At 67.9% G+C, this 24,412-nt stretch carries 19 protein-coding genes; 8 read left to right on the forward strand and 11 right to left on the reverse strand.

Translation table 11 applies throughout. The features are described from left to right. Positions 1-4 precede the first annotated feature (4 nt). Positions 5-1,417, forward strand: a complete 1,413-nt coding sequence (lpdA, locus tag U1H99_RS11405) for a dihydrolipoyl dehydrogenase (protein ID WP_323141845.1) — start codon at positions 5-7, stop codon at positions 1,415-1,417. A gap of 99 nt (positions 1,418-1,516) precedes the next feature. Here lpdA and U1H99_RS11410 read toward each other — a convergent pair whose 3' ends face one another. Then, complete coding sequence (locus tag U1H99_RS11410; protein ID WP_323141846.1) at positions 1,517-1,882, reverse strand: hypothetical protein; 366 nt, start codon at positions 1,880-1,882, stop codon at positions 1,517-1,519. A gap of 146 nt (positions 1,883-2,028) precedes the next feature. On the opposite strand from U1H99_RS11410, the gene kefF reads away from it, so the two are divergent. From kefF to U1H99_RS11425, 3 genes are read left to right on the forward strand one after another with little or no spacing between them, the layout of a single operon-like run. Continuing rightward, the gene (gene kefF / locus U1H99_RS11415; protein WP_323141847.1) at positions 2,029-2,598 is read left to right on the forward strand and encodes a glutathione-regulated potassium-efflux system oxidoreductase KefF; all 570 of its coding nucleotides are present in this window, start codon (positions 2,029-2,031) and stop codon (positions 2,596-2,598) included. Next, positions 2,588-4,396 carry a glutathione-regulated potassium-efflux system protein KefC gene (gene kefC, locus U1H99_RS11420; RefSeq protein WP_323141848.1) on the forward strand — a complete coding sequence of 603 codons (1,809 nt, stop codon included), beginning with the start codon at positions 2,588-2,590 and terminating at the stop codon, positions 4,394-4,396. The genes kefF and kefC overlap by 11 nt, the downstream gene beginning before the upstream one ends. A gap of 25 nt (positions 4,397-4,421) precedes the next feature. After that, the gene (locus U1H99_RS11425; protein ID WP_323141849.1) at positions 4,422-4,874 is read left to right on the forward strand and encodes a hypothetical protein; all 453 of its coding nucleotides are present in this window, start codon (positions 4,422-4,424) and stop codon (positions 4,872-4,874) included. Between the two features lie 185 nt (positions 4,875-5,059). Here the strand turns inward: U1H99_RS11425 and U1H99_RS11430 are convergent, their stop codons facing one another. From U1H99_RS11430 to U1H99_RS11465, 8 genes are all read right to left on the reverse strand, one after another. Then, positions 5,060-6,037, reverse strand: a complete 978-nt coding sequence (locus tag U1H99_RS11430; RefSeq protein ID WP_323141850.1) for a glycoside hydrolase family 43 protein — start codon at positions 6,035-6,037, stop codon at positions 5,060-5,062. A gap of 20 nt (positions 6,038-6,057) precedes the next feature. Further along, positions 6,058-8,898 (reverse strand): TonB-dependent receptor, encoded by a 2,841-nt coding sequence (locus tag U1H99_RS11435; RefSeq protein ID WP_323141851.1) that lies wholly within the window; start codon positions 8,896-8,898, stop codon positions 6,058-6,060. Positions 8,899-9,041: 143 nt separating this feature from the next. Further along, positions 9,042-10,169 carry an ABC transporter ATP-binding protein gene (locus U1H99_RS11440; protein WP_323141852.1) on the reverse strand — a complete coding sequence of 376 codons (1,128 nt, stop codon included), beginning with the start codon at positions 10,167-10,169 and terminating at the stop codon, positions 9,042-9,044. 18 nt (positions 10,170-10,187) lie between these two features. Next, positions 10,188-11,021 carry a carbohydrate ABC transporter permease gene (locus U1H99_RS11445; protein WP_323141853.1) on the reverse strand — a complete coding sequence of 278 codons (834 nt, stop codon included), beginning with the start codon at positions 11,019-11,021 and terminating at the stop codon, positions 10,188-10,190. Further along, on the reverse strand, positions 11,018-11,917 hold the full coding sequence (locus U1H99_RS11450) for a carbohydrate ABC transporter permease (protein WP_323141854.1): 900 nt from the start codon (positions 11,915-11,917) through the stop codon (positions 11,018-11,020). Before U1H99_RS11450 ends, U1H99_RS11445 begins: the two co-directional genes overlap by 4 nt. 9 nt (positions 11,918-11,926) lie before the next feature. Next, positions 11,927-13,237, reverse strand: a complete 1,311-nt coding sequence (locus U1H99_RS11455; protein ID WP_323141855.1) for an extracellular solute-binding protein — start codon at positions 13,235-13,237, stop codon at positions 11,927-11,929. Positions 13,238-13,393: 156 nt separating this feature from the next. Then, positions 13,394-15,385, reverse strand: a complete 1,992-nt coding sequence (locus U1H99_RS11460; RefSeq protein WP_323141856.1) for a glycoside hydrolase family 2 protein — start codon at positions 15,383-15,385, stop codon at positions 13,394-13,396. 47 nt (positions 15,386-15,432) lie between these two features. Continuing rightward, positions 15,433-17,334 (reverse strand): family 43 glycosylhydrolase, encoded by a 1,902-nt coding sequence (locus U1H99_RS11465; protein WP_323141857.1) that lies wholly within the window; start codon positions 17,332-17,334, stop codon positions 15,433-15,435. Positions 17,335-17,556: 222 nt separating this feature from the next. Here U1H99_RS11465 and U1H99_RS11470 point away from each other — a divergent pair, with 222 nt between their 5' ends. The 4 genes from U1H99_RS11470 to merP all read left to right on the forward strand — a co-directional run bounded on the left by U1H99_RS11470 (position 17,557) and on the right by merP (position 19,985). Further along, entirely contained in the window at positions 17,557-18,060 is a 504-nt protein-coding gene (locus U1H99_RS11470) for a TlpA family protein disulfide reductase (RefSeq protein ID WP_323141858.1), read from the forward strand. A gap of 90 nt (positions 18,061-18,150) precedes the next feature. Beyond that, entirely contained in the window at positions 18,151-19,275 is a 1,125-nt protein-coding gene (locus U1H99_RS11475; protein WP_323141859.1) for a transglutaminase-like domain-containing protein, read from the forward strand. 14 nt (positions 19,276-19,289) lie between these two features. Next, positions 19,290-19,676 carry a mercuric transporter MerT family protein gene (locus tag U1H99_RS11480; RefSeq protein ID WP_323141860.1) on the forward strand — a complete coding sequence of 129 codons (387 nt, stop codon included), beginning with the start codon at positions 19,290-19,292 and terminating at the stop codon, positions 19,674-19,676. Positions 19,677-19,688: 12 nt separating this feature from the next. Further along, positions 19,689-19,985 carry a mercury resistance system periplasmic binding protein MerP gene (gene merP / locus U1H99_RS11485; protein WP_445974738.1) on the forward strand — a complete coding sequence of 99 codons (297 nt, stop codon included), beginning with the start codon at positions 19,689-19,691 and terminating at the stop codon, positions 19,983-19,985. Between the two features lie 129 nt (positions 19,986-20,114). Here the strand turns inward: merP and U1H99_RS11490 are convergent, their stop codons facing one another. Further along, complete coding sequence (locus U1H99_RS11490) at positions 20,115-23,381, reverse strand: CheR family methyltransferase (RefSeq protein ID WP_323141861.1); 3,267 nt, start codon at positions 23,379-23,381, stop codon at positions 20,115-20,117. After that, complete coding sequence (locus U1H99_RS11495; RefSeq protein ID WP_323141862.1) at positions 23,344-24,282, reverse strand: chemotaxis protein CheB; 939 nt, start codon at positions 24,280-24,282, stop codon at positions 23,344-23,346. The genes U1H99_RS11490 and U1H99_RS11495 overlap by 38 nt, the downstream gene beginning before the upstream one ends. Between the last annotated feature and the right edge of the window lie 130 nt (positions 24,283-24,412).

A 24,412-nucleotide genomic window follows, 5' to 3' on the forward strand; every position in this document is an offset into this window, starting at 1 on the left:
ACCGATGACCACGCAAAGTACAACGCTGTTGATCATCGGGGGCGGCCCCGGCGGCTACGTGGCCGCGATCCGCGCCGGCCAGCTCGGCATCCCGACGATGCTGGTCGAGGCCGAAGAACTGGGCGGCACTTGCCTGAACATCGGCTGCATCCCGTCCAAGGCGCTGATCCACGCGGCCGATGCCTTTCACCAGGCGGCCAGCTACAGTGGCGAGTCCGCACTCGGCATCCGCGCCGGCGCGCCCAGCATCGACGTCAACAAGACGGTCGGCTGGAAGGACGGCATCGTCAAGCGCCTGACCGGCGGCGTCGGCACGCTGCTCAAGAAGAACAAGGTCAAGGTAGTGCGCGGCTGGGCCACCATCCTGGACGGCAAGACGGTCGAGGTGCGCCAGACGGCGCAGGGTGACAATGACGGCGAACCAGTGCGCATCCGCTGCGAACACCTGCTGCTGGCCACCGGTTCGCAGCCGGTCGAGCTGCCCTTCCTGCCCTTCGGCGGCGCCGTGGTGTCCAGCACCGAGGCATTGTCGCCCGCCAGTGTGCCCGAGCACCTGGTGGTGGTCGGCGCCGGCTACATCGGCCTGGAACTCGGCACCGCCTACCGCAAGCTGGGCGCGCGCGTCAGCGTGGTCGAAGCGGCCGGGCGCGTCCTGCCGGCCTACGACGACGAGCTGGTGAAGCCGGTGGCGGCGTCCCTCGAGCGTCTCGGCATCGAGCTGCACCTGGAATCGAGCGTGCTCGGTCCGGCGGCGGACGGCCAGGGTGTGCGCATGAAGAATGCCGGCGGCGAGGAAGTCACGCTGGCCGCCGACCGGGTGCTGGTGGCCGTCGGCCGGCGCCCGAGGACGGAAGGATTCGGCCTGGAGAGCCTGCTGCTCGACATGAACGGGCGTGCGGTGCGCATCGACAACCAGTGCCGCACCTCGATGCGCAACGTGTGGGCGATCGGCGACCTTACCGGCGAACCGATGCTGGCCCACCGCGCCATGGCGCAGGGCGAGATGGTGGCGGAGATCATCGCCGGCAAGCGCCGCCATTTCATGCCGGCGGCGATGCCGGCGGTGTGCTTCACCGACCCGGAAGTGGTGGTGGTCGGCCTGAGCCCGCAGGAGGCGGTGCGCCAGGGCCTGGATTGCCTCAGCGCCAGCTTCCCGTTCGCCGCGAATGGCCGGGCGATGACGCTGGAGGCGACCGACGGCTTCGTGCGCGTGGTGGCGCGCAAGGACAACCACGTGATCGTCGGCTGGCAGGCGGTCGGGGCTGCGGTGTCGGAATTGAGTGCGGCGTTTTCGCAGTCGATCGAGATGGGGGCGCAGCTGGAGGATATCGGCGGCACCATTCACGCGCATCCGACGCTGGGCGAGGCCGTGCAGGAAGCGGCGTTGCGTGCGCTTGGCCACGCCCTGCATATATAAACGTAGGGTGGGCACACCGTGCCCACATGGAAGCCGCCTCTGAAATGGTTTCCGCGTGGGCTCGAGGAGCCCACCCTACATCCTTCGGCTAACCGCCGCCTATTTCTGTTTCTGGTCGTTTAAGGCATCGCCTTCCGGACGCGCGTCGCCGGCGGACTGGCGGCTGCCCGCATTCCCGGTGCTGAGGCTGCCGAGGCCGGCCATGCCGGTCTGGATTTCGCCGGCTTCCTCGCGGATGAAACCGGCGCCCTTGTCCTGGTCCGAGCCATCGCTCAGCAGGTCGTCGGTACGCACGTCGGCCTGGGCATTGCCGCTGCCCGCCAGCTGGTTGTTGCCGGCCTCGGCCATGCGGCCGACGTCGCCCGTGCCGCCGGCGCCCATCGTGCCGATCGAGGTGCTGCCCTGCTTGGTGACGTTGTCGTAGTTGCGGCCTTTGGCGTCCTTGCCTTCGCTTTGCATCGACATGATGATCTCCTTTACGTGAATAATCTTGTCATTCATGATAGACCGCCTGGCAAGAATGGCAATCGGCACGCGCCTGGCCGCCTTGTAGGAGTGGTCTCGCGCGGATGTGCTATAAAACGCATGCCAAGACTGCCCAGAACACAACAATGACTGCACCCGATATTCTCGTCCTGTACGCCCACCCTGCCCCGCAGCGCTCGCCTTTGAGCCGCCGCCTGGCCGACGCCGCGCGCGCCATTCCCGGCGTCGCCGTCCAGGACCTGTACGAACTGTATCCCGATTTCGACATCGACCCCGACCACGAACGCAGCCTGCTGGCGGCGGCCCACCTGGTGGTGTTCATGCACCCGATCCGCTGGTACGGCATGCCCTCGATGCTGAAGGAATGGATGGACGTGGTGCTGCGTCCCGGCTGGGCCTACGGCCAGGGCGACTGCGCCCTGCGCGGCAAGGGCTGCTGGCTGGTGACGACCACCGGCAGCGGCGCTGACACCTTCCAGGCCGGCGCCCTGCACGGCCATCCGTTCGACGCCTTCCTGCTGCCGATCCGCCAGGCCGCCGCGCTGTGCGGCATGGACTGGCTGGCGCCGCTGGTGCTGCACGGCGCCGCCGACGCGTCCGAGGCCGTGATGGAGGCCCACGTCCATGAATTCACGCGCCGCTTGTCCGGCTATGCCAGCCAGGCCGCCATGAAGGAGGACCGCCATGGAGCATAGCCTGCTGCTGAATGCCTGTGTCTACCTGGCCGCGGCCGTGATCGCCGTGCCGCTGTCGAAGCGGCTCGGCATGGGGGCGGTACTCGGCTACCTGGTGGCCGGCATCCTGATCGGCCCGTTCGGCTTCAAGCTGATCGCCGAGGCCGAGGATGCGCTGCACTTCGCCGAATTCGGGGTGGTGCTGCTGCTGTTCCTGATTGGCCTCGAGCTGGAACCGAGCCGCCTGTGGGCGCCGCGCCGGCCCATCTTCGGCTGGGGCGGCGCCCAGGTCGGGCTGGTCGCCGCGGTGCTGTTCGGCGCCGCCCTGCTTGCCGGGGTAAGCTGGAAGATCGCGCTGATCGCCGGCCTCGGACTGTCGCTGTCCTCGACCGCAATCGCGCTGGCCTCGCTCGACGAACGCAACCTGATGCCGACGCCGGCCGGCCAGGCCAGCTTTTCGATCCTGCTGTTCCAGGACATCGCCGCGATCCCGATGATCGCCATCGTGCCGCTGCTCGGCATTCCGGAAAGCGCCGGCGGCGGCGGCAACGCCTGGATCGCCGTGGTCAAGGTGATCGTGGTGCTGGCCGGCCTGGTGATCGGCGGCCGCTTCCTGGTGCGGCCGCTGCTGCGCTTCATTGCCAAGACCGACGCCCGCGAGATCTTCACCGCCTTTGCCCTGCTGCTGGTGATCGCCATTTCGCTGCTGATGCAATCGGTCGGCGTGTCGATGGCGCTGGGCGCCTTCATGGCCGGCGTGCTGCTGGCCGACTCCGAATACCGCCACGCGCTCGAGACCGACCTCGAACCGTTCAAGGGCCTGCTGCTCGGACTGTTCTTCATCGCGGTCGGCATGTCGGTCGACTTTTCCGTGTTCCTGGCGCGCCCGGCCATCGTGCTGGGCCTGGTCGCCGGCTTCCTGGTACTGAAGATCGGCGTGCTGTATGGCCTGAGCCGCGCCTTCGACATGGCGCGCGGCCAGCACCTGCAGTTCGCGCTGATCCTGTCGCAGGGCGGCGAATTCGCCTTCGTGGTGTTCGGCGCCGCCGCCACCGCGCGCGTGTTCTCGGCCGAAGTGGCGTCGACGCTGGTGGTCGTGGTCGCGCTGTCGATGGTGGTCACGCCGCTGACGCTGATGGCCTACGACCGCGTGTCGGCGCGGCGCCAGGGCGCCAAGCGCGACGACCAGGCCGACGAGATCGAGCCCAACGAGGACCACGTGATCATCGCCGGCTTCGGCCGCTTCGGCCAGATCGTCGGCCGCTTCCTGAACGTCAACGGCGTCAGCCTCACGGTGCTCGACCACGACCCCGACCAGGTCGACGTGCTGCGCCGCTTCGGCTTCAAGGTGTTCTACGGCGACGCCACCCGCGCCGACCTGATACGCGGCGCCGGCGCCGCCAAGGCGCGCGCCCTGGTGGTGGCGATCGACGACATCGAGGATAGCCTGGCCCTGGTCGAAGCGGTACGGCGCGACTATCCCGACCTGCCGATCTTCGCGCGCGCCCGCAACGTCACCCACTATTACCAGCTGATGGACCGCGGCGTGCAGATGATCGAGCGCGAGACCTTCGAGGCCGCCGTCAAGCTGGGCCGCAGCGTGCTGACCGCCGGCCTGGGCCAGAGCGCCTACCGCACGCGCCAGACCGCCGACAAGTTCAGGAAGTACAACCTGCAGAATGTGCTGGCCGTCTACCCGTACTACAAGGACCGCGATACCTATGTGTCGATGGCCAAGCGCGGGCGTGACGAGCTGGAGACCATGATTGCGCGCGACCGCAAGGCGGTGGAAGACGAAACCGGGCACGACTGGGATTGAAGGCCTCCGCGAGGACGATAGCCGCATGCAAACCGACGACCCGCGCCTGACGGCGATCGAAGTCGATGGCCAGAAGCTCCATGTGCCGTCGCCGGCGGCCTGGACGGCGCTCCGGGAGGACCCGACCCTGGACGGCAAGCCGCTGGGCACACTGGAACTGCTGCGCGCGAAGGTCGGCGCGACCGCGCCTTATCCGGAAATCGTCGCCGCGCTCGGCATCCTGCATGGACGGGTCATGTTCTATGAACTCCTGCGCGTCGAGGGTTTGCTGTACCGTGTATTCGTCGAGGCCGTATTCTGCGATCACTGCGGGCATCGCGCACGTATTTCAGCGACTCCGGGCATGTACACCATCTATATCGGCTGTGCCGACATCGAGGCTGCACGGGAGCGTGGCTATCGCCTGCCGCGGCAATCGTGCCACGCGTGCAAGCGCCTGCTCGAGCGCCGGCGCACTGTCTGGCAGGTCAACGATTGAGCATGCAACCCGAGGCCCGGGCGCCGGAGGTAACAGTCGTTCCCGCGCAGGCGGGAACCCATGCCGATCTTCCGAAGCCGGTATTCTGGAGACTCTGCACAGCGTCCGAGGTGCTGAGTTCTGTCACACGGTATGGGTCTCTGACTGCGCGGGGACGATGCTGAAGGCGGTCGACTGCGTTCGAATCACGCCCCTGCCGGCCCTTCCTGCTCCGTCCACGTCGGCCCCTTCGTCACCGGCTTGCCATAGACCCAGTCCAGCCGGTCGATGCACATCCGCCGCGCCGTCTGCGCCAGGTCCCAGGCGTGGTACACGATCCAGGCCTCGCTGCCGTCCGGCGACTGCGTGAACGAATTGTGCCCCGGCCCCAGCAGCTGGCCGTCGCGCGGGGTACGCATCAACAGCGCCTGTTCGCCGCCCTCGGGCCGCGTGTATGGCCCGAGCGGATGGTCGGCCACCACGTAGCTGACGCCGTAGTTGTCCTTCTCCCAGGCGCCGCCACTGTAGAAGCAGTAGTACCTGCCGCCGTGGACCTGCACGGCCGCCCCTTCGACCGTGTGCCAGTCGTACACGCCGCCGTACATGCTGCGCCCCTTGCGGAACACGTGCCAGTCGTGGTGCGGGCGCACCACCACGCGCGGCGCGCCCGCCAGCGTCGTCATGTCGAGCAGGCGGTCGACCACGATGCCGGTGCCGGCGCGGTGGTCGCCCTCGAGCTCGACGAAGTCGACGCAGTAGAACAGGTACCACTGGCCGTCCTGGTCGCGGAACGGATGGGCGTCGATGGAGAACGGCTGGTCCGGCACCAGCAGCTTGCCGGCGTCGACGAAGGGGCCGGCGGGATGGTCGGCCAGCGCCACCCGCAGCTTCTGGTCGGTCCCTTCGGCCGCGCCCGCTCCGGACGAGTAATACATATGGAAGCGGCCGTCGTGGAAGGCCACTTCCGGTGCCCAGACATGCATATCATCCGAGACGGCGCCGGGCGGCACCAGCGCATGGCCGAGCGCTTCCCAGTGCACCAGGTCGGTCGAGCGCAGCACCGGCACCTGGCGCCCGTCCGCACTGCCCGGCCCGGTGCCGTAGGCGTAGTACACGCCCTCGTGGCGCAGGACGAAGGGGTCGGCGAACACGTCCGGGTAGACCGGATTCACATAAGTCGTCATGGTTGAGCTTTTAAAGCGATTCAAAGCGAAAAGCGCAGGCCAAGGCCGTAAGTGGTCGGATTGTAGCGGATGTCGCGCGGGCGGATCGGATCGTTCAGGTAGCTTTCGTACTTCTCCTTGGTGATGTTGATGGCGTCGAACTGGATCGAGACGTTCTTGTTGATCGCGTAGGACAGGCTGAGGTCGACGAAGGTCGCGCCCTTGACGATGCGGTCCTGGCCGAAGCGCGGCTCGGCGATCTGGTCGACGTAGTCGCCACGGTGAGTGGCGCTGAGGCGGCCGGTAAGTCCCATGCCCTCGTACAGCAGCGCGGCGTTGTAGTTCTGCTTGGCGACGTTGGTCAGCGCCGTGGTGCGGTATTGGCCACCCGAGACCAGGGTCTGGTTGTCGCCGTCGATCCAGGTGTAGTTGGCCTGGACGCCGAAGCCGCTCCAGAAGCCGGGCAGGAAGTCGAAGAACTTCTGCACGCCGAGTTCGGCGCCACGCAGCGTGCCCTTGCCGGAATTCTGCGGCCGCGTCACGCGGTAGGTCTGGCCGTTGATCACCTCGGCCGACTCCAGGTTCTGCAGGTAGCCGTCGATGTCGCGGTGGAACAGCGCGGCCTGGACGAAGCCGTTCTTCGGGAAGTAGTACTCGAGGGTGGCATCGCTGTTGGTCGACTTGGTCGGACGCAGGCCCGGATTGCCGGCGCTGCCGGTCGCGGGCGAGTTGACCGTGCCCGGGATCAGGTTGAGCGCCGGATTCAGGTCGGCGAAATTCGGCCGCGTGATGGTCTTGCCGACCGAGACGTGCGACTGCAGGTTCTCGCGCCAGCCGATCACGGCGGCTGCGCTCGGAAGGAAGTTGTTCTCGCGGGTGGTCTCGTTGAGCGGGGCGATGAGGTTGCCGGTACGGACGTTGCCGCGCAAATCGCGCGTGACGTGGATGTAGCGGCCGCCCACGGTGCCGCTCAGGTCGATGCCGGCCAGCTCGGTCTTCCAGCGCGCCGCCAGGTAGAGGGTGGTACTGCCTTCGCGCTGGTCGAAGGCGCGGATCGGATCGTCGGGCACGCGGCCGGGCGCGACGCCGTAGGCCGTGCGGACGGCATCGGCCTGGTCGATCAGGAAGTCGCGCGAGGGTGTCAGCCACGGGCCGCCGAGGCGGTCCAGGCCCGGCACCAGCGATTCGAAGCCCGGACCGAACACGCTCGACGGCGTCGGCCGCACCGCGCCGGGATAATCGGTGGCGCGCTCGGCGCTGTGAAAGCTGACGCGCCGCTGCGACAGGCGCAGGCCGGCGTCGATGCCGCTGAACAGGCCGTCGCCCAGGCGGTACGAGGCATCGTTGCGCCACTGGACCTGCTCGCCCTTGGATACGCCCCAGTTCTGCACCATCCCGCGCAGCACAAACTGGCTCGGGTCGCGCAGGGCGTCGTTGCTGTAGGGGGTGTAAACCGCGTTGTAGCCGCCATGGCCGTCGCCGCCGCCGGCATAGATACTGGCGCTGGCGCCGGGGACCTGCTGGTCGACGATGACGGTGTCGTTGATATAGGTCGACTTGGTCAGGGCAACCGCCGAGATCAGCTTGACCGGCCCTTCGCGGTATTGCAGGTTGAGCTCGCCGAAATGCTGGACCGTGTGCTCCTTCGCGCCCCACGAGCTGGTGGCGATGTAGGGCGTGCCGTCGTAGGGGCCGCCGGCGCCGGTGGCCGTGACCAGTGCCGACTGGATCGGGCACACCGCGCCTTGCGCGATGGTGCTGCAGTAGCTGCCGGCCGGCGCCAGCACCACGTTGCTGAGGCTGGTCGGATTGGTGGCCAGGATGTAATCGACCTCGCTGCGCTGGCGGTAGCCGGTGCCGAGGTACTGGGCGGTCAGCTCGAGCGTCGGGTTGACCTTCCACTGGAATGCGCCATGGATGCTGCCGCGGTCGCGGTCGCCCGCGTTGTAGATGCCGCCGACGTTCGGGAACTCGCCCAGGCGCTGCCCGGCCGCCAGCGCGGTGGTGCGGCTCTCGTCGAGGCGGTTGGCGGTGCCGTCCGGGTTGACCACGAACAGCGCGTCGGGCCGGTCGACCCATTGCACCGGATAACCCCAGTGCTCGCGGTTGAAGGCGACGTCGATGAGCGCGCCCATCTCGCCCATGCCGGTATTCCAGCGGTTGCTGACCGAGAAGCCGCCGCCCGGGTTGTTCTTGTCCTTGGTGGCGCTCGAGCCGTCCACTTTCTGGCGCCGCTCCTCGAGGTAGCCGGTGGCATTGAAGCCCTTGAGGTCGAACGGCGCGCGCAGGCGCACGTTGATGCTGCCGGCGATCCCGCCTTCGATCTGGCTCGGGGTGACCGACTTGTATACGTCGAGCCCGCCGATGGACTGCACCGGCAAGTCCTGGTAGGACAGGCGGCGGCCGGTGCCGGTGAAGATCTCGTTGCCGTCGAGGGTCGTCGCCACGTCCGGCAAACCGCGGATGATCACCTGGCTGGTTTCGCCGCGGTCGCGTCCCACCTGCACGCCGGCGATGCGCTGCAGGGCGTCGCCGGCGGCGCGGTCGGGGAACTTGCCGATGTCCTGGGCATTCACCGAATCGACCACCTGCACGGAATCGCGCTTGATCGCTTCCGCGCTGCGGATGCTGCTGCGCAGCCCGCTGATCTGGACTTGCTGGATCTGCTGCCCCGCCTGGGTCTGGGCCGGCTGGGTCGGCGCAGCCGGGCCGGGGTTGCCGGCCGGTGCGTCCGCGGCGGCGGCCTGGCCGGCGTTCTGGGTGTCTGTCTGCGTGCCGGGCGGGTCCTGCACGGCGGTCTGGGCAAAGGCGGCGTGGGCGGCAAGGATCAGCACGGCGGCGCACACGGGTTTGAGCCGCAGGCTGGTTGCATAAGAAGTCATCTGGGTCTCCGGATTGTTGTTTTATCTATCCAGAAACTAAAGCAATCTCGTCCGCGGCGGCGCCCGCTTGCACCGGATTGACGCGTCCGCGCCACAGTGGCGCCCGCTTCCGGTGCGCGCCTTGACAGCGCGCCCGGCAAACCTTATTGCAGGCCCGCGTGCACCGCCTCGCGCGTGCGGCTGGGCGCGAACGCCAGCCCGGCGTCGTCGAACAGGTAGGCGTGGCCGGCGTCGAAGCGCAGCCCGACCCGCGACCCCACCGCGGGCACGGCGCCGCCGGCATTCACCTTGGCGGCCAGCGTGCCGTCGACGCCCGCCACCTGCAGGTGTACCAGCACGACGTCGCCCAGGTATTCGACCAGCGCCACGGTGGCGGCGATACCGCCCTCCACCGCGCTCGCCAGGCGCAGGTGCTCGGGGCGGACGCCCAGCGTCAGCGCGGCGCCGGCGCGGACCCGTCCGACGTCGGCCGCCACCTCGGCGACGCTGCCGTCCGGCAGGCGCACTGCCGCCGTGGCGCCCTCCTCGCCGGCCAGCGTGGCCGGGATGAAGTTCATGCGCGGCGAGCCCAGGAAGCCGGCCACGAAGCGGTTGGCCGGCCGCTCGTACAACTCGAGCGGCGTGCCGGCCTGCTCGATGTGGCCGCCGTTGAAGACGACGATCTTCTGGCCGAGGGTCATCGCCTCGACCTGGTCGTGGGTCACGTAGATCATGGTGCTGCCCAGCTCGCGGTGCAGGTGGGCCAGCTCGACCCGGGTCTGGGCGCGCAGCGCCGCGTCCAGGTTCGACAGCGGCTCGTCGAATAGGAACACCTCGGGTTTGCGCACGATGGCGCGGCCGATCGCCACGCGCTGGCGCTGGCCGCCGGACAGCGCCTTCGGCTTGCGTTCCAGCAGGTGCTCGATCTGCAGGATGGCGGCGGCGCGCCGCACCCGCTCCGCGATCTCGGTCTTCGGCACCTTGGCCAGCTTGAGGGCGAAGCCCATGTTCTCTGCCACCGTCATGTGCGGGTACAGCGCATAGCTCTGGAACACCATCGCGATGCCGCGCCGGGCCGGGTCGACGTCGTTGCAGGGCTTGCCGCCGAGTTCCAGCGTGCCGGCGTTGATGTCTTCCAGGCCCGCGATCATGCGCAGCAAAGTGGACTTGCCGCAGCCAGACGGGCCGACGAAGACCACGAACTGGCCGTCTTCGACGTCGAGGTCGATGCCCTTGATGACCAGGTTGTCGCCGTAGCGTTTTTGAATGCCGCGCAGCCTTACGGATGCCATATCTTCTCCATATTCTTGTTATCCCTTGAGGCCGCTCGCGGCGAGGAAGCCTTGCGTCACCTTCTTCTGGAACACCACGTAGGCGAGCGCCACCGGCAAGGCGCCGAGCAGCGCCGCCGCCATCAGCTGGGCGTAGCGCACGCCGAAGGCATCGTAGGTCTGGGTCAGGCCGAGCGGGACCGTCATCATGTCGTTGGACGTGACGATGATGAAGGGCCACAGGAAGTTGTTCCAGGCCGCGATGAAGGTCACGATCGCCATCGCCCACACGATGTTCCCGGAAATCGGCAGGTAGACGCTCCACAGCACGCGCAGCGGGCCGGCGCCGTCCATCGTCGCGGCTTCGCGGAAGTCGGCCGGGATGCCGTCGAAGAACTGCTTGAACACGTAGATGACCACCGGCGACACCACCTGCGGCAGCACGATGCCGGCATAGCTGTTGATCATGCCGAGCTGGTTCATGGTGCGGAACAGCGGCACCAGCAGCGCTTCGAAGGGCAGCAGGAAGGCCAGCATGGCCAGCGCGAACAGCAGTCCCTTGCCGCGGAAGCGCAGCTGCGAGAACGCATACGCCGCCATCAGGCTGATCGCCATCGTGATCGCGGTGACGGCCAGCGCCACCAAAGCGCTGTTGAACAGCCAGCGCACCAGGTTGCCGGCGCCGAGGGTCTTGGCAAAGGCGTCCAGGGTCCAGGTCTGCGGCAGCCAGTAGAAGTCGGCGGACACGGTTTCCAGTTCCGGCCGCAGCGCGGTGCTGAGTGCCCACAGCAGCGGCGCCGCCCACAGCGCGGCCAGCACGATCGCGCAAATCGCGCCGATGACCGTCCAGCCCAGGTTCGATGTCGACTTCATGCGTCCCGCCTTTCCATCCAGCGTACCACCCAGGCCTGCAGCAGCGACAGCAGGATCACCACCGCCACGAAGGCCATCGCGATCGCCGCGGCATAACCGGCGTCGCTCTGGGTGAACGCTGTCTCGTACATATAGTGCAGGGTCACGCGCGTGGTGTTGAACGGACCGCCGCTGGTGAGGATGTAGGTCTGGCCGAACACCTTCAGCGAGGCGATCAGCTGCAGGATCAGGCAGGTGGTCGTCACCGGGCGCAGCGCCGGCCAGGTGATGTGGGCGAACAGGGTCCAGCCGCGCGCGCCGTCCAGGGCCGCGGCTTCGTACTGCTCGGCCGGGATGTTGCGCAGGCCGGCCAGGAACAGCAGCATGTTGAAACCGACCGTCCACCAGATGGTGCCGATCGCCACCGCCGGCAGCGCCCACACCGGGTCCGCCAGCCAGGGGCGCTGGCCGCCGAGGATGTGGTTGACGATGCCGCTCGACGGCTGCAGCATCCAGTCGGCGATCAGCGTCATCACCGAGATCGGCAGCACGAAGGGCAGGAAGAACACGCCCTGCAGCCAGCCCTGCGCCGCAACGAAGCGGTTGACCAGCAGCGCCATCAACAGCCCGAGCGCGGTCAGCGGCACCACCGTCAGCAGCGAAAAATAGAAGGTGTTGCCAAGGGCATCCCAGAACGAGGCGTCATGGACCAGCGTCGCGTAGTTGGCCAGGCCGACGAAGGCGTTGGTGCGGGTCAGGCTGCTCTCGGTGAGGCTGAGCCAGAAGGTTTCGATGGCCGGCACCAGGAAGAACAGCAGGAAGGCCAGCAGGAAGGGTGCCAGCAGCGCCAGCGCCGGGAGGTTTTCGCGGCGGGCGCCGGCGGCGCCGGCGAGCGGGGGAAGTTCGGTACGTTCCATCGTCTCCCCTCAATAGCGCGGTGGCGCCTTGCGCACCAGCCGCGCAGACTCCGTCTCGAAACGGCGCATGGCCTGGGCCGGCGTCATGTAGCCGTACAGCGCCGCCGGCATGAACTTCGAAGCGATCGCTTCCAGCGGGCCGGCCGCGCCCATGTACCAGCCGTCCGGGTCGTAGATCACGTTGTCCGCGGCGGCCGCGTACATCGCGTTCGGCATCAGCGATTTCACCTCGGGCGATGCCGCCACCGGGCGGTAGGCCGGGATGTGGCCACCCTCTGCCCAGCCCATCGAGTGTTTGCTGACGTAGGCGATGAACTGCATGATCGCCGCGACTTTCTGCTTCGACGGTTCATGTCCCGGATTGGCCGGCATGGCGAAGGCATGCGAATCGGCCCAGGTGCTGGCGTTGGCGTACATTTTCGGGAGCGGGACGATGCCGTAGTCGAAGCCGAGTGTGCCCGCCTTGGTGGCACGCACCAGTTCCGGTACCTCCCACACCCCGTTCAGCATGAAGGTGGTGCCGCCGCCCATGAACTGGCTGGTGGACGCCGGGTAGTCGAGTCCGACCTGGGCATAGCCGCGCCGGAACCAGGTGGAAATCGTCGCCAGCGTGGACTCGCCGGCGGCGCCGTAGATGAAGCGGCCGTCGCGGATGATGCCGACCTGCTGCTGCGCCAGCATCGAGGTCCACAGGCGCCAGATCGCGTAGGAGCTCTGGCTGCTCTCCATCGTCAGGCCGGGCTTGCCGGTACGTTCGGTGGCGATGCGGAAGGCGTCGCCCAGCGCGTCCACACCTTCGATGGGCTTGAGCTTGCCGTCCACGCCGAGCAGGCCGGCCTGGCTGGCCAGGGTCTTGTTGTAGTACAGCACCAGCGGGTGCATGTCGATCGGCACCGCATAGGCGGCGCCCTGGTAGTTCGACTTCTGCCACTGGCGCGGCAGGTAGTCGGGCCCCTGCAGCCCGGCCGCCGCCATTTCGCCGGGAGCGATCGGGCGCAGTACGCCGCCGCCAGCCAGGTTGACGATCCGCGACAGGTGGACGGTGGCCAGGTCGGGGCCGGCCCCCACCACCGACGCCGTGATCAGCTTGGTATAAAAGGGTTCGCCCCACTTGAGCGTCGTGCTCACCACCCGCACGTCGCGCTGGCTGGCATTGAAGTCTTCGACCAGCGCGCGCATGCGCGCACCGTCGCCGCCGCTGAGCAGCGTCCACATCCTGACTTCCTGCTGCGCCCAGGCCGGTGCAGCCACCAGGGCACCCGACAGGACGACAGTGGTCTGCAGCAGCGCGGCGGCGAGATTTGATCCTCGTCGTGCCACATCGTCTCCCTATTTTTTATTAGAGAGTCCGCGCTGCCTCGAGCGCCTAACAAAACCTCCATGGCTGCGTTGCATCGTCTCGCCGTACTAGCGTACTGTCTTCGACGATGCGCCTTGCCCTGAAGGTTCTGTTAGACGCCCTGGCTATATAGGCGGTCAAGCCACCTTTTTGCGTGCGCGCGGACCCGTTGCGCCCCTTCCACGGCGTTCGAATCCCGGCGGATTGGCCGGTCCCGGACCCTGCGGCGGTTGGCGCTCACCGGGATAGGCTAACACTTCTGCCGTTTCTCCGACGCGCGTCCATTCAATCGGGAAATCCGGACCGCGCCGGGTGCGCCAGCGTTCGTCGTGGCCGAGCGGGTCGAGGTGCCAGTTGTAGCGCAGCGCATCGGGCCCGCGGGTGGCCGCCGCCAGTGCCTCGATCGGCGCTTTCGGCACGCGGTCCTCGGTCAGCAGGCCGTTCTTTTCGAGGAAGGTGTCGGTCAGCTGGGTGTAGCAGAAACCCGACAGCGGGCGGCAGCGGTGCAGCGCCGTCATCAGTTCCTGGTAGCGCGCCAGCAGCTCCTTGCCGTCCTTCGCGGTCGAATAGCCCCAGCCTGCGTCGCTACCCGCCGCGGCCGGCGTCGGCAGGCAGGCGATGCCGCCGAACTCGGACAGGAACAGCGGCTTGCCCTGGCCGCTGAAACCGTCGATCACGATGCGGCGGCGGTCCGGCTGCACGTGTTCCAGCGTGTAGGCGACGCGTTCGCGGGTGCCGTAGCGCTCGATCAGCACCTCCGGGTCCTGCTCGTAGTCGTGCACGCAGACGAAGTCGCCGCACGGCGCTTCCCAGCCGTCGTTGCCGACCACCGGGCGGGTGCCGTCGAGCGCGCGCGTCATGTGGTACAGCGCGCGCACGAAATCGACCTGGCGCCGGTCGTTCATCAGTTCCGGCACGCCCCAGGATTCGTTGGTCGGCACCCAGGCCACCACGCAGGGGTGGGACACGTCGCGCTCGACCAGTTCCTTCCACTCTTCCATCACGGTGTGCACGGTGGTGCTGGAGAAGCCATAGGCGGACGGCATCTCGGCCCACACGCACAGGCCGAGCACGTCGCACCAGTACAGCCAGCGCGGGTCTTCGGATTTCTGGTGCTTGCGCGCGCCGTTGAAGCCGAGGCGCTTGATCAGGAGGACGTCGTGGCGCAGCTGGTCGCTCGAGGCCACCATCAGGCTGTCCGGCCAGTAGCCCTGGTCGAGCACCATGCGCAGGTAGTAGGGGCGGCTGTTGAGCACGAAGCGCTCGCCCTCGACGCTGACGGTGCGCAGCGCGGTGTAGCTCTGCACGGCGTCGAGCAGGTTGCCGTCCGCCGTGCGGATCTCGATCTCGGCGTCGATCAGCTGTGGGTGTTCCGGACTCCACATCCACTGGCCGCGGGCGTCGTCGATGCCGGGATCGGGCAGCTGGAAGATACGCGACAGGCGCGGCCCGGTCAGCAGGCAGCGGTCGTCGACCAGCAGGCGGTCGCCCATCTTGAGGCGGACGTTGGCGACGCCGCCCGCGGGCACGTGGGCGACGTCGGCGTCGAGGCGGATCTGCCAGGCGGCGACGTCGGCGATCCAGCGCAGCTGGGTGACGTGGACGCGCGCCACCTTCTCGATCCAGACCGTGCGCCAGATGCCGCTGGTGCGCGGGTACCAGATCTTGTGCGGCTCGGCTTCCCAGTCCATCTTGCCGCGCGCCTTGTGCATGTCCTGCGGGTCGTCCTCGGCCTGCACCACGACTTCGAGGCTGGAACCGTCGAGGTGGCGCGTGATGTCGACCGAGAACGGGCTGTGGCCGCCGCGGTGCTCGATCGCGAAGCGGCCGTTGACCCAGACCCGGGCGTTATAGTTGACCGCGCCGAAGTGCAGCATCAGGCGCTCGTCCGGCCCAGGGGCCATCGAGGGGTCGAGCAGGAACTGGCGCCGGTACCAGACGCGGCGCCGGAACCCGCGGTCGTGCACGCCGCTGGCGCGCGCCTCGGGAGGATACGGTACGTTGATCGTGCGGTCGTACGGCACCTCGGCCGGGTCGGCGTACGCCGCCGCGTCGTCGAGCATGGCTTGCCATGGACCGTCCAGGCTGCGCCAGGCGGCGCGTCGCAATTGGGGGCGGGGGTATTCCACGTTGTGACTCCTGTTGACTTCTTGTCTCTCGCTGCATGCGACCCACTTTAACGACCCGCTTCCGCCGCTGGCAAGGGCTTTCGTACGCGATCATGCAGATCGTATATCCGACGCGACAGCCCGGAAACCGCGATCCGGGTGAACAGCGCGCGGCCGCTGCCGCCCATCGCGACCAGCCCCAGCCGGGCCGGTCCAGGGCGTCCCTTGTCCAGGCGGTGCGTCCACACGGCGCCGCCGACCCAGGCCCGGCCGTCCTGGCTGGAATACGCCGTATAACGTTCCAGGTCGCCGTCGCGGCGGACATCCAATCGTAACCAGGTGTGAGGGCCGGGCGTGCCCGCCAGTGTATTACCGTAGCGTGGCCAATCCGGCGGCACCGGCGCCATCTCCTTGCCGAACTCGACCTGGCGCAGGCCGCCGCGCGCCAGTTCCACCAGCTTGACGTAGTTGTCGTCGTCGCGCATCACAACCAGCCCGGCCTGGGCCGAAGCGCCCTCCTTGACCTCGAGTTCGAGCTCGGCTTCGATACGGTAGTCGCCGCTGCGCGGCAGCGCCGCCTGCAGCACGCTGGCCGTGTTGGTGTCGACGTACAGGTCGCCCGGCTCGACCGGCAGCGCCAGGCCGCGCGCGTCCGCGGTCGCGGCCAGGGCGGCGTCGGCGCGCGGGCGCAGCCATTGCCAGCGTTCGTCGAGGCGCGGGTCGCGCAGCGTGTCCGCCCACAGCAGCGTGGCCTGCTCATTGGGCAGCAGCGCGGGCGGCGGCATCGGTGTTCGAGGCGCGGGCGCGGCGGTGCCCGCCGTGACGATCGGCGCCGCCATCGGGCCATCGTTGGGCGCGCGTCCGTCGCCTGCCACAGGCCAGCCGTCGACCCAGTCGATGCGCTCCAGCATGGCCAGGCGCCGGGTCAGCTTGTCCTTGGCGCTGAAGAAGGGTTCGTTCTGGTCGATTGCGTGATAAATGGTCCACCAGCCGCCGGCGGCATCCTGGAACACCGTGTTGTGGCCGGGTCCGACCCAGCGGTTGCCGTTCTGGAGCAGGAAGGGCGTGCCGCCGGCGCGGCCCTTGGCCATGTCGTTGCCGAAGCGATCGAGGAAGGGACCTTCGGGCGTACGGGCGCGGCCGACGAACACGCCGTAGCCGGTCAGCGGGCCGTTGCAGCAGTTGGTGGCCGAGGCGAACATGTACCACCAGCCGTCGTGCTTGACGACGTCGGTGCCCTCGTAGCGGCCGTCGGCGCCGACCCGGATGGCGTCCCCGTGCACCGCCATGCCGTCGCCGTCCAGCTGGCGCACCCAGATGCCGCCGCCGTAGCTGCCGTAGTACAGGTACTTGCGGTCGCCGTCGACCACCACCTTGGGGTCGTAGACCCAGTGGAAGGCGCAGCCGGGGCCGGCGCGCTGCGGCCCCACTACCGGCGCACGGCTGGCGCGCCAGGGTCCGGCCGGACTCTCGGACGTGGCCACGCCGATCGCGCTGTCGCTGCCGCAGCCGGGTTCCGGGCTGTGGGCGTCGACCACGTCGGTGACGGTGAAGTAGAGGTAATAGCGGCCGTTCATGTACACCGGTTCCGGCGCCCACAGCCCGGACGTCGGGGCGGCCAGGCCCTGCGGCCGGTCGGTAAAAGCGTCGGCCACGAAATCCCAGTGCACCAGGTCGTTCGAGCGGTAGACCGGCATCATGCGGAACTTCCAGCCGCCGTCGCCCTCGTGGCCGGAGCGTTCGCGCTTCGAGACCGGATCGCTGGTGCAGTACAGGTACCAGGTCGGCTTGCGTGCGCGCGGATCGCGCAGCACGGCCGGGTCGGCGCAGTTCTGGGCAAGTTCGCCGCTGGCCAGGCGCACCGGCAGCGGGTTCTGGTACTGGGTTGGCGGCGTCGCGGGCACAGCTGCGGCAGCGCACAGGGGCGCGACGCAGGCGAATGCCGCCATCCAATGGCCGAGTCGGGTCATGCTGGGTCTCCTTTTTTGTTGTCGGGCGAGCTTACTGCAAGCGCTCCGGTCCATGTTGCACGCTTGAAAAGCGCGCCGCAAGAGATATTGAACGCAATTGGCCGCCCCGCCGGCAAGGCCTCCCGCGCTCTGGTATCATTGCACCCATTTCGATTCGCCCCATTTCCCCCAATGCCCACAAGGATGACTTTCCGTCATGGTCGTACCGCTGCGTTGGCGGCCATGCTGGCTGCGAGTTCGGCCGCTACCCTGCTGCCGGCCGCCGGCCAGGCTGCCGACGTCGTCCTGCGCCCGTGGCCGGCCGGCCACCCGACCCCGGCCCTGAAGCTGGTCGGCCTGGATGGCCAGCCGTGGGACCTGGCCCAGCTGCGCGGCAAGGTGGTGGTGGTGAACTTCTGGGCCAGCTGGTGCGGCCCGTGCGTGGCCGAGCTGCCGGTACTGGGCGGCCTGGCGCAGCGGCCGGCGTGGCGCGGCAAGGTGGCCGTGGTCGGCGTCAACTACAAGGAATCGCTGGACACCATCAAGGACTTCAGCGGTGCGCGCAGCATTCCCTACCCGATCCTGCGCGACCGCTCGGGCGACATGTTCAAGGCCTGGACCGCCGGCGTGATGCCGACCACGATCCTGGTCGACCGCCAGGGCCGGGCGCGCTGGCGTAGCGCCGGCGAGATCGATGCCGGCGACACCGGCCTGCAGCGCAGCATCGACGCCCTGCTGGCGGACTGACCGCGGCAGTCGCGGCCCGACGACAGCGCAGGCGACACCGGATCTTTGCACGACTACATTGCACGACTAATAACCAAGGAAAAAACGAGCATGACTGACACCAACCACCTCCGCCGCACCGTCCTGAAAGCCGCCGGCGGCCTCCTGCTGGCAAGCGCCCTGCCGCGCACCCTGCTGGCCCAGACCGCCGCGGCGGCGCAGGAACGCCACTTCGACCCCAAGCCGGGCGAGTGGAAGAGCTACGAGGTGGTGACCCAGGTGAGCCTGCAGCGCGCCGAGGGGCCGTCGACGGTATGGGTGCCGCTGCCGGCGCTCGACACCGACTGGCAGCGCACGCTGTCCAACAACTGGACCGGCAATGCCAAGAGCGTCAAGGTCGGCAACGACAGCCGCTACGGCGCCAAGTACCTGGTCGCCCAATTCGACGGTTCGGCCCCGCCGATGCTGGAAGTGGTGTCGCGCGTGCAAACCCGCGACCGCGGCGAAGACTGGAAGAAGGCCACGCCGGGCAGCGAGTCGGCTGAAGACCTGCGCCTGTGGCTGCGCCCGACCGACCTGATGCCGCTGGACGGCATCGTGCTCAAGACCGCCAACCAGATCGTGGCCGGCGCGCGCACCGACGAAGACAAGGTGCAGCGCATCTACGACTGGATCCTGTTGAACACCTTCCGCGAGCCGAAGGTCAAGGGCTGCGGCCTCGGCGACATCAAGACGATGCTGGAAACCGCGAACCTGAGCGGCAAGTGCGCCGACCTGAACGGCCTGTTCGTCGGCCTGTGCCGCGCCGTCGGCGTGCCGGCACGCGACGTCTACGGCGTGCGTATCGCCCCGAGCGCCTTCGGCTACCGCGAGCTGGGCGGCAAGCCGGCCGCGCTGCAGGGCGCCCAGCACTGCCGCGCCGAGGTCTACCTAAAGCGCCACGGCTGGGTCGCGATGGACCCGGCCGACGTCACCAAGGTGATGCGCCAGGAAACCGCCGACTGGATCAAGGATCCCGACCACCCGATCGTGGCGCCGGTGCGCAAGGCGCTGTTCGGCGGCTGGGAAGGCAACTGGATGGGCTACAACTTCGGCCACGACGTGCGCCTAGAGGACTCGAAGGTCATCGGCAAGGTCGGCTTCCTGATGTACCCGCAGGCCGAGAACCGCGGCGAAGCCTACGATTCCCTGAACCCGGACGCGTTCAAGTACACGATCACCTCGCGTTCGATCTGAGATTGCAATCGACGATGTCCCGCCCCGATCCAGTGACTGTCTCGAATTCCGCCGCCGGCAGCGAACGCAAGGCCGGCCGCCTGGTCGCGCTGGCCGTGGTGGCCTCGCTGCTGGCGTCCACCTGCTGCGTGCTGCCGCTGGTGCTGGTGCTGGTCGGGATCACCGGAGCCTGGATGTCGATGCTGGTGGCGATGAAGCCGGTGACGCCGTACGCGATCGCGGTCTGCATCGGCGCGCTCGGCTGGGCCGGCTGGCTGCTGTTCAAGCCGGCCGCGGCTTGCGATATCGAGGACGGCAGCTGCGCCACCACCCGCCCGGTAGTGCGCCGCGTGTTCGTCGTGTGCGCGCTGCTGATTGCCCTGCTGCTGAGTTTCCCCAAATTTGCACCGCTGTTCTATTAAACCCTAGATGCCATGATGACCAAGTCCCTCCTCGCCCTGCCGCTGCTTGCCACCCTCATCGCCGCGCCGCAGTTCGCGTTCGCCAAGCAGCAGACGGTGTCGCTGAACGTGCCGACCATGGATTGCGCGACCTGCCCGATCACGATCAAGGCGGCGCTGAGCAAGGTGCCGGGGGTGGCCAAGGTCAAGGTCAGCTACGAGAAGCGCGAAGCGGTGATCGTGTATGACGATGCGCAGGCGACGGTGGCCGACCTCAAGAAGGCGACCGAGGATGTGGGGTATCCGGCGATGCTGAAGATGGCGCGATAAAGTAACTTTCCTGCCGGCTTAAAAACCGTCGCCCCTGCGCAGGCAGGGGCCCAAGTCGCACGCATACCGATCGCGTTGGCAGAACTTGGGCCCCTGCCTTCGCAGGGGCGACGTTGTTTTATTGCGCGACTAAGCGCCCTTCCCCCGCCGCGGCAGCAACTCCCTCACCACCGCATTCAAGCGCTCCACCGACACCGGCTTGCCCAGGTGCGCCGAGAACCCGGCCGCGCGTGCGTCGGCGATGTCGGCGTCGCGCCGCATGCCGGTGATCGCCACCGCCGGCAGGTGCGCATACTTCGGCATCGCATGCGCGCGGCGCAGGAATTCATAGCCGTCGATTTTCGGCATCGAGATGTCCGAGATCAGCAAGTCGATGTCCTCGCGCGCGAGGATGTCCAGGCCCTGCAGCGCGCCGGTCGCCGCGAACACGGTGGCGCCGCTCATTTCCAGCAGCGACTGGAACACGTGCAGCATGTCTTCCATGTCGTGCACCAGCAGGATGCGCAGCCCGGTCATGCCCTCGTCGTCGTCGGCTGCGTCGCCCGGCATCGGGGCCGCCTTGCTGTCCAGCAGCGGCAGCCACAGCGAGAAGCTGGCACCCTTGCCGATGCCGTCCGAGGCCGCCTCGACGCGGCCGCCGTGCAGGCTGACGATCTCGCGCACCAGCGCCAGGCCGATACCGAGCCCGCCCTTGGAGCGGGTGGTTACCGACATGCTCTGGCCGTACATGTCGAACACGTGCGGCAGGAAGGTCGGCGCGATGCCCTGGCCGTTATCGATCACGTCGATCCGCACGCAACTCTCGTCGCGCGACAGGCGTGCCTCGATGCGCCCGGACTTGGGGGTGAACTTGACGGCATTGCTGAGCAGGTTCATGACCACCTGCTCGACCCGCACCACGTCGGCCAGCACGCTGGCGCCGTCGGCGCTGCCGCTCATCTCGATGGTCAGGTCCTTGGCCGCGGGGTCGCTGCGGGCGACGTCGACGATGCCCTGCACCACCGCGTCCAGCACCACCGGCGCCATCGTCAGCGACAGCTTGCCGGTGCGCACGCGCGAGATGTCCATCAGGTCGTCGATGATCTTGGCCTGGCTCATCACCGCATTGCGGATGATGGTAGCGGCGCGCACGAAGGTCGGCGACTGGCGCAGCTCGGGCATGCGCGACAGCAGCTCGACGTTAATGTGGATCATGTTGAGCGGATGGCGCAGCTCGTGCGACATCACGGCCAGGAACTCGTCCTTCAGCGCGGCCGCGTTCTCGGCGTCGCAGCGCTCGGCCTGTTCGCGGTTGAGCGCCTGCTCGCGCTCCTTGTCCTGGCGTTCGCGCGCGGTCTCGTCGCGCGCGATCTTGGCGTAGCCGTACAATTGGCCCTGGCCGTCCTCGCCACGCAGCGGGGTGGTGACGCCGCTGCAGAAGAAGCGCGAGCCATCCTTGCGCACGTGCCAGCGCTCGTCCTCGGCGCGGCCATCCCCGCGCGCACGCCGCAGTTCGTCGGCCGGCACGCCCCTGGCCACGTCTTCCGGGGTGAACAGGCGGTCCAGGCCCTGGCCCAGCATTTCCTGCTCGGTATAGCCGAACAGTTTTTCGGCGCCCTTGTTCCAGCTGGTGGCGCGCCCGGACTCGTCCGCCGTGATGATCGCGTAGTCATTGGCGCTCTCGGCCACCATGCGCATGCGCGCTTCGCTGGCGCGCGCCTGTTCCTCGGCATGGCGGCGCAGCGTGATATCGAAGAAGGTCATCACCGCGCCTTCGATGCGCTCCTCGTTGGTGCGGTAAGGCAGCAGGCGCACGATGTAGTAGCGGCCGTCGTTGCTGCGCACCTCGCGCTCGACCACGCGCAGGGTGTCGAAGGTGGCGCTGACGTCCTCGGCCAGCTGGTCGTAGTCGAGCTTGTGGGTCAGGTCCAGCAGCGAGCGTCCGACGTCGGAGGCGATGATCGAGAACAGGTCGGCCGCGCGCGGCGTGAAGCGCTTGATACGCAGGCCGCTGTCCACGAAGATGGTGGCGATGTCGATCGAGGCGATCAGGTTGTTCAGGTCGTCGTTGGCCTTGCCGGTTTCCTCGACCTTGACCTTGAGCTCGTAGTTGACGGTGACCAGTTCCTCGTTCACCGACTGCAGCTCTTCCTTGCTGGTTTCCAGCTCTTCGGTGGCCGAGCGCAGCTCTTCGTTGATCGCTTGCAGTTCCTCGTTCGAGGCGCGCAGCTCCTCGGTCGAGATCTCGGAATTCTCCAGCGTTTCCTGCAGTTGTTCGCGCTTGCGCGCCAGCTCGGCCTCGAGCTGGGCTAGCACCACGTCATGGCTGCCGTTCGGCCGCGACGGGATCGCCTTGACGGAAGCTTCCTCGACGCGGTTGAACAGCACCAGCAGGAAGTCGTTCTCAGCCTCGGGGTCGCGGAAAGGGCGCACCGTCATCGCCACCATACCCGTCGCTTCCTTGGCGGCCAGTTCGATCGGGCGGCACTCCACCGCGGCGCCGTGCTGGGTAGCGTGGTACATCGCCGAGCGCAGCTCGAGGCGCAGCTCCGGCAGCACCAGCGACAGCACGTTGCGCGACGGCTCGCCGCCGCCCATGCGCAGGAAGCGCCCGGCCTGCTCGGACATGTGCACGATATTGCCCTCGCCATCGAGCACCGCCGAGGGCGGCGCGCTCTGGGCCAGCGCGCGCTGGTGCAGCTCGGCGTAGGAGAAGTGCCGCTTGCCCGGCAGCTTGGGACGGCTGACTTCGGGCAGGCGCATGCCGTACACCGCCGACGACGGGTTCTGGTGGTGGGCCGGACGGTTGTGGATGCGGGCGCGGTAGATGCGGTTCTTCTTGTCGACCGGGACGAAGTACTCGGCCACCGATTCGGCCGACTCCGAGGTGCCCAGGAACAGGTAGCCGCCCGGTTTCAGCGCGAAATGGAAGGTCTGCAGCACGCGCACCTGGACCTCGCGGTTCAGGTAGATCAGCAGGTTGCGACAGGACACCATGTCGAGGCGCGAAAACGGCGGGTCGCGCAGCAGGTTGTGCGAGGCGAACAGGATGCGGTCGCGCAGCGGCTTGCGGATGCGGTAGCGGTCGTCTTCCTTGGTGAAATACTGGCGCAGGCGCGACAGCGCCACGTCGGTCATGATCGAGGCCGGGAAGTTGCCCGAGCGCGCGGTGTCGATCGCGCGGTCGTCGATGTCCGAGGCGAACACCTGGAACGCCGGCGGGTGCTCCATTTGCGCGGCCTGGTCGGCCAGCAGCATGGCCATCGAATACGCTTCCTCGCCGCTGGAACAGGCCGCGACCCAGGCCCGCACCTCATCGCCCGGCCACTTGTCCTTGAACAGATCGGGCACCACCTCGCGCTCGAGCGCTTCGAAGGCTTCACGGTCGCGGAAGAAATTGGTGACCCCGATCAGCATGTCGTCGAGCAGCGACTTGTGCTCGCTGGGGTCGGCCTCGAGCAGGTCGCGGTATTCGGGCAGCGTAATGCGCCTGGCGCACCTGCATGCGCCGCTCGATACGGCGCAGCACCGTGGCGCGCTTGTAGTGGCGGAAATCGTGACCGGTATGGCTCAGCAGCATCCCGATCACGTCCTGCAGCGCGCGCTCGGCCTCGGCCACGTCCTGTTCGGTGGGCGGCCGGTCGACCTGGCCGATGTCCTCGCCGCCCTGCATCGGCAGCTGGATCGTCTTGGCGTTGTCCCACAGCTCGATCAGCTTCTGCGGCATGTCGCTCACCGGCAGCACGAAGTCGACCGCGCCGGTGCGGATCGCCGCCGACGGCATGCCGTCGTGCTCGGCGTCGGCCGGCGCCTGGGCGATGGTCACGCCGCCCTGCTCCTTGACGCGCGCGATGCCGACCGCGCCGTCCGAACCGGTGCCCGACAAGACGATCGCGATGGCGCGCTCGCGGTGCACCGCGGCCAGGGTGCGGAAGAACAGGTCGATCGCCACGTGCTGGCCGCGCGGGCGCTCCAGTTCGCCGACCTGCAGCAGCCCGTCCATCATCGCCATCTGCTGGTTGGGGGCGATCACATAGACATGGCCGGGCTGGATGTGGACCTCGGCCGTGACCTGCAGCACGGGCATGCGCGTGGCGCGCTGCAGGATCGCCGCCGCCGAGCTCGGATGCTTTGGCGACAGGTGCAGGATGACCACGAAGGCCATCTCGCTGACCGCCGGCATGTTCTCGAACATCGTCTTCAGCGCCGGCAGGCCACCGGCGGAAGCGCCGATGCCGACCACGGGGAAATGCAGCGTGCTGGGAACGATACCCGGATCGTGGGGCAGCGCAACGGATTCGGCAGTGGAGTCGGACATCTTGGTAGTGACGGATGAACAAGCCATGAGTCTAGTCAATCCACGCTGCATTTTGGGGAAGTTTTGTGAGGAAAATCACAATTTTCACCTTGGTAGACTCGTCAATTTCGTCAGTTCAGTGAAGCCTGCA

Origin of the sequence: Massilia phyllosphaerae (assembly GCF_034659755.1) — a bacterium.
GTDB lineage: Bacteria > Pseudomonadota > Gammaproteobacteria > Burkholderiales > Burkholderiaceae_D > Telluria > Telluria phyllosphaerae.

Bases quoted from the DNA above. Each gene is read 5' to 3' on its own strand.
- lpdA (WP_323141845.1), top strand. From the start codon at position 5: ATGACCACGCAAAGTACAACGCTGTTGATCATCGGGGGCGGCCCCGGC.
- U1H99_RS11410 (WP_323141846.1), bottom strand. From the start codon at position 1,882: ATGTCGATGCAAAGCGAAGGCAAGGACGCCAAAGGCCGCAACTACGAC.
- kefF (WP_323141847.1), top strand. From the start codon at position 2,029: ATGACTGCACCCGATATTCTCGTCCTGTACGCCCACCCTGCCCCGCAG.
- kefC (WP_323141848.1), top strand. From the start codon at position 2,588: ATGGAGCATAGCCTGCTGCTGAATGCCTGTGTCTACCTGGCCGCGGCC.
- U1H99_RS11425 (WP_323141849.1), top strand. From the start codon at position 4,422: ATGCAAACCGACGACCCGCGCCTGACGGCGATCGAAGTCGATGGCCAG.
- U1H99_RS11430 (WP_323141850.1), bottom strand. From the start codon at position 6,037: ATGACGACTTATGTGAATCCGGTCTACCCGGACGTGTTCGCCGACCCC.
- U1H99_RS11435 (WP_323141851.1), bottom strand. From the start codon at position 8,898: ATGACTTCTTATGCAACCAGCCTGCGGCTCAAACCCGTGTGCGCCGCC.
- U1H99_RS11440 (WP_323141852.1), bottom strand. From the start codon at position 10,169: ATGGCATCCGTAAGGCTGCGCGGCATTCAAAAACGCTACGGCGACAAC.
- U1H99_RS11445 (WP_323141853.1), bottom strand. From the start codon at position 11,021: ATGAAGTCGACATCGAACCTGGGCTGGACGGTCATCGGCGCGATTTGC.
- U1H99_RS11450 (WP_323141854.1), bottom strand. From the start codon at position 11,917: ATGGAACGTACCGAACTTCCCCCGCTCGCCGGCGCCGCCGGCGCCCGC.
- U1H99_RS11465 (WP_323141857.1), bottom strand. From the start codon at position 17,334: ATGACCCGACTCGGCCATTGGATGGCGGCATTCGCCTGCGTCGCGCCC.
- U1H99_RS11470 (WP_323141858.1), top strand. From the start codon at position 17,557: ATGCTGGCTGCGAGTTCGGCCGCTACCCTGCTGCCGGCCGCCGGCCAG.
- U1H99_RS11475 (WP_323141859.1), top strand. From the start codon at position 18,151: ATGACTGACACCAACCACCTCCGCCGCACCGTCCTGAAAGCCGCCGGC.
- U1H99_RS11480 (WP_323141860.1), top strand. From the start codon at position 19,290: ATGTCCCGCCCCGATCCAGTGACTGTCTCGAATTCCGCCGCCGGCAGC.
- merP (WP_445974738.1), top strand. From the start codon at position 19,689: ATGATGACCAAGTCCCTCCTCGCCCTGCCGCTGCTTGCCACCCTCATC.
- U1H99_RS11490 (WP_323141861.1), bottom strand. From the start codon at position 23,381: ATGCTGATCGGGGTCACCAATTTCTTCCGCGACCGTGAAGCCTTCGAA.
- U1H99_RS11495 (WP_323141862.1), bottom strand. From the start codon at position 24,282: ATGTCCGACTCCACTGCCGAATCCGTTGCGCTGCCCCACGATCCGGGT.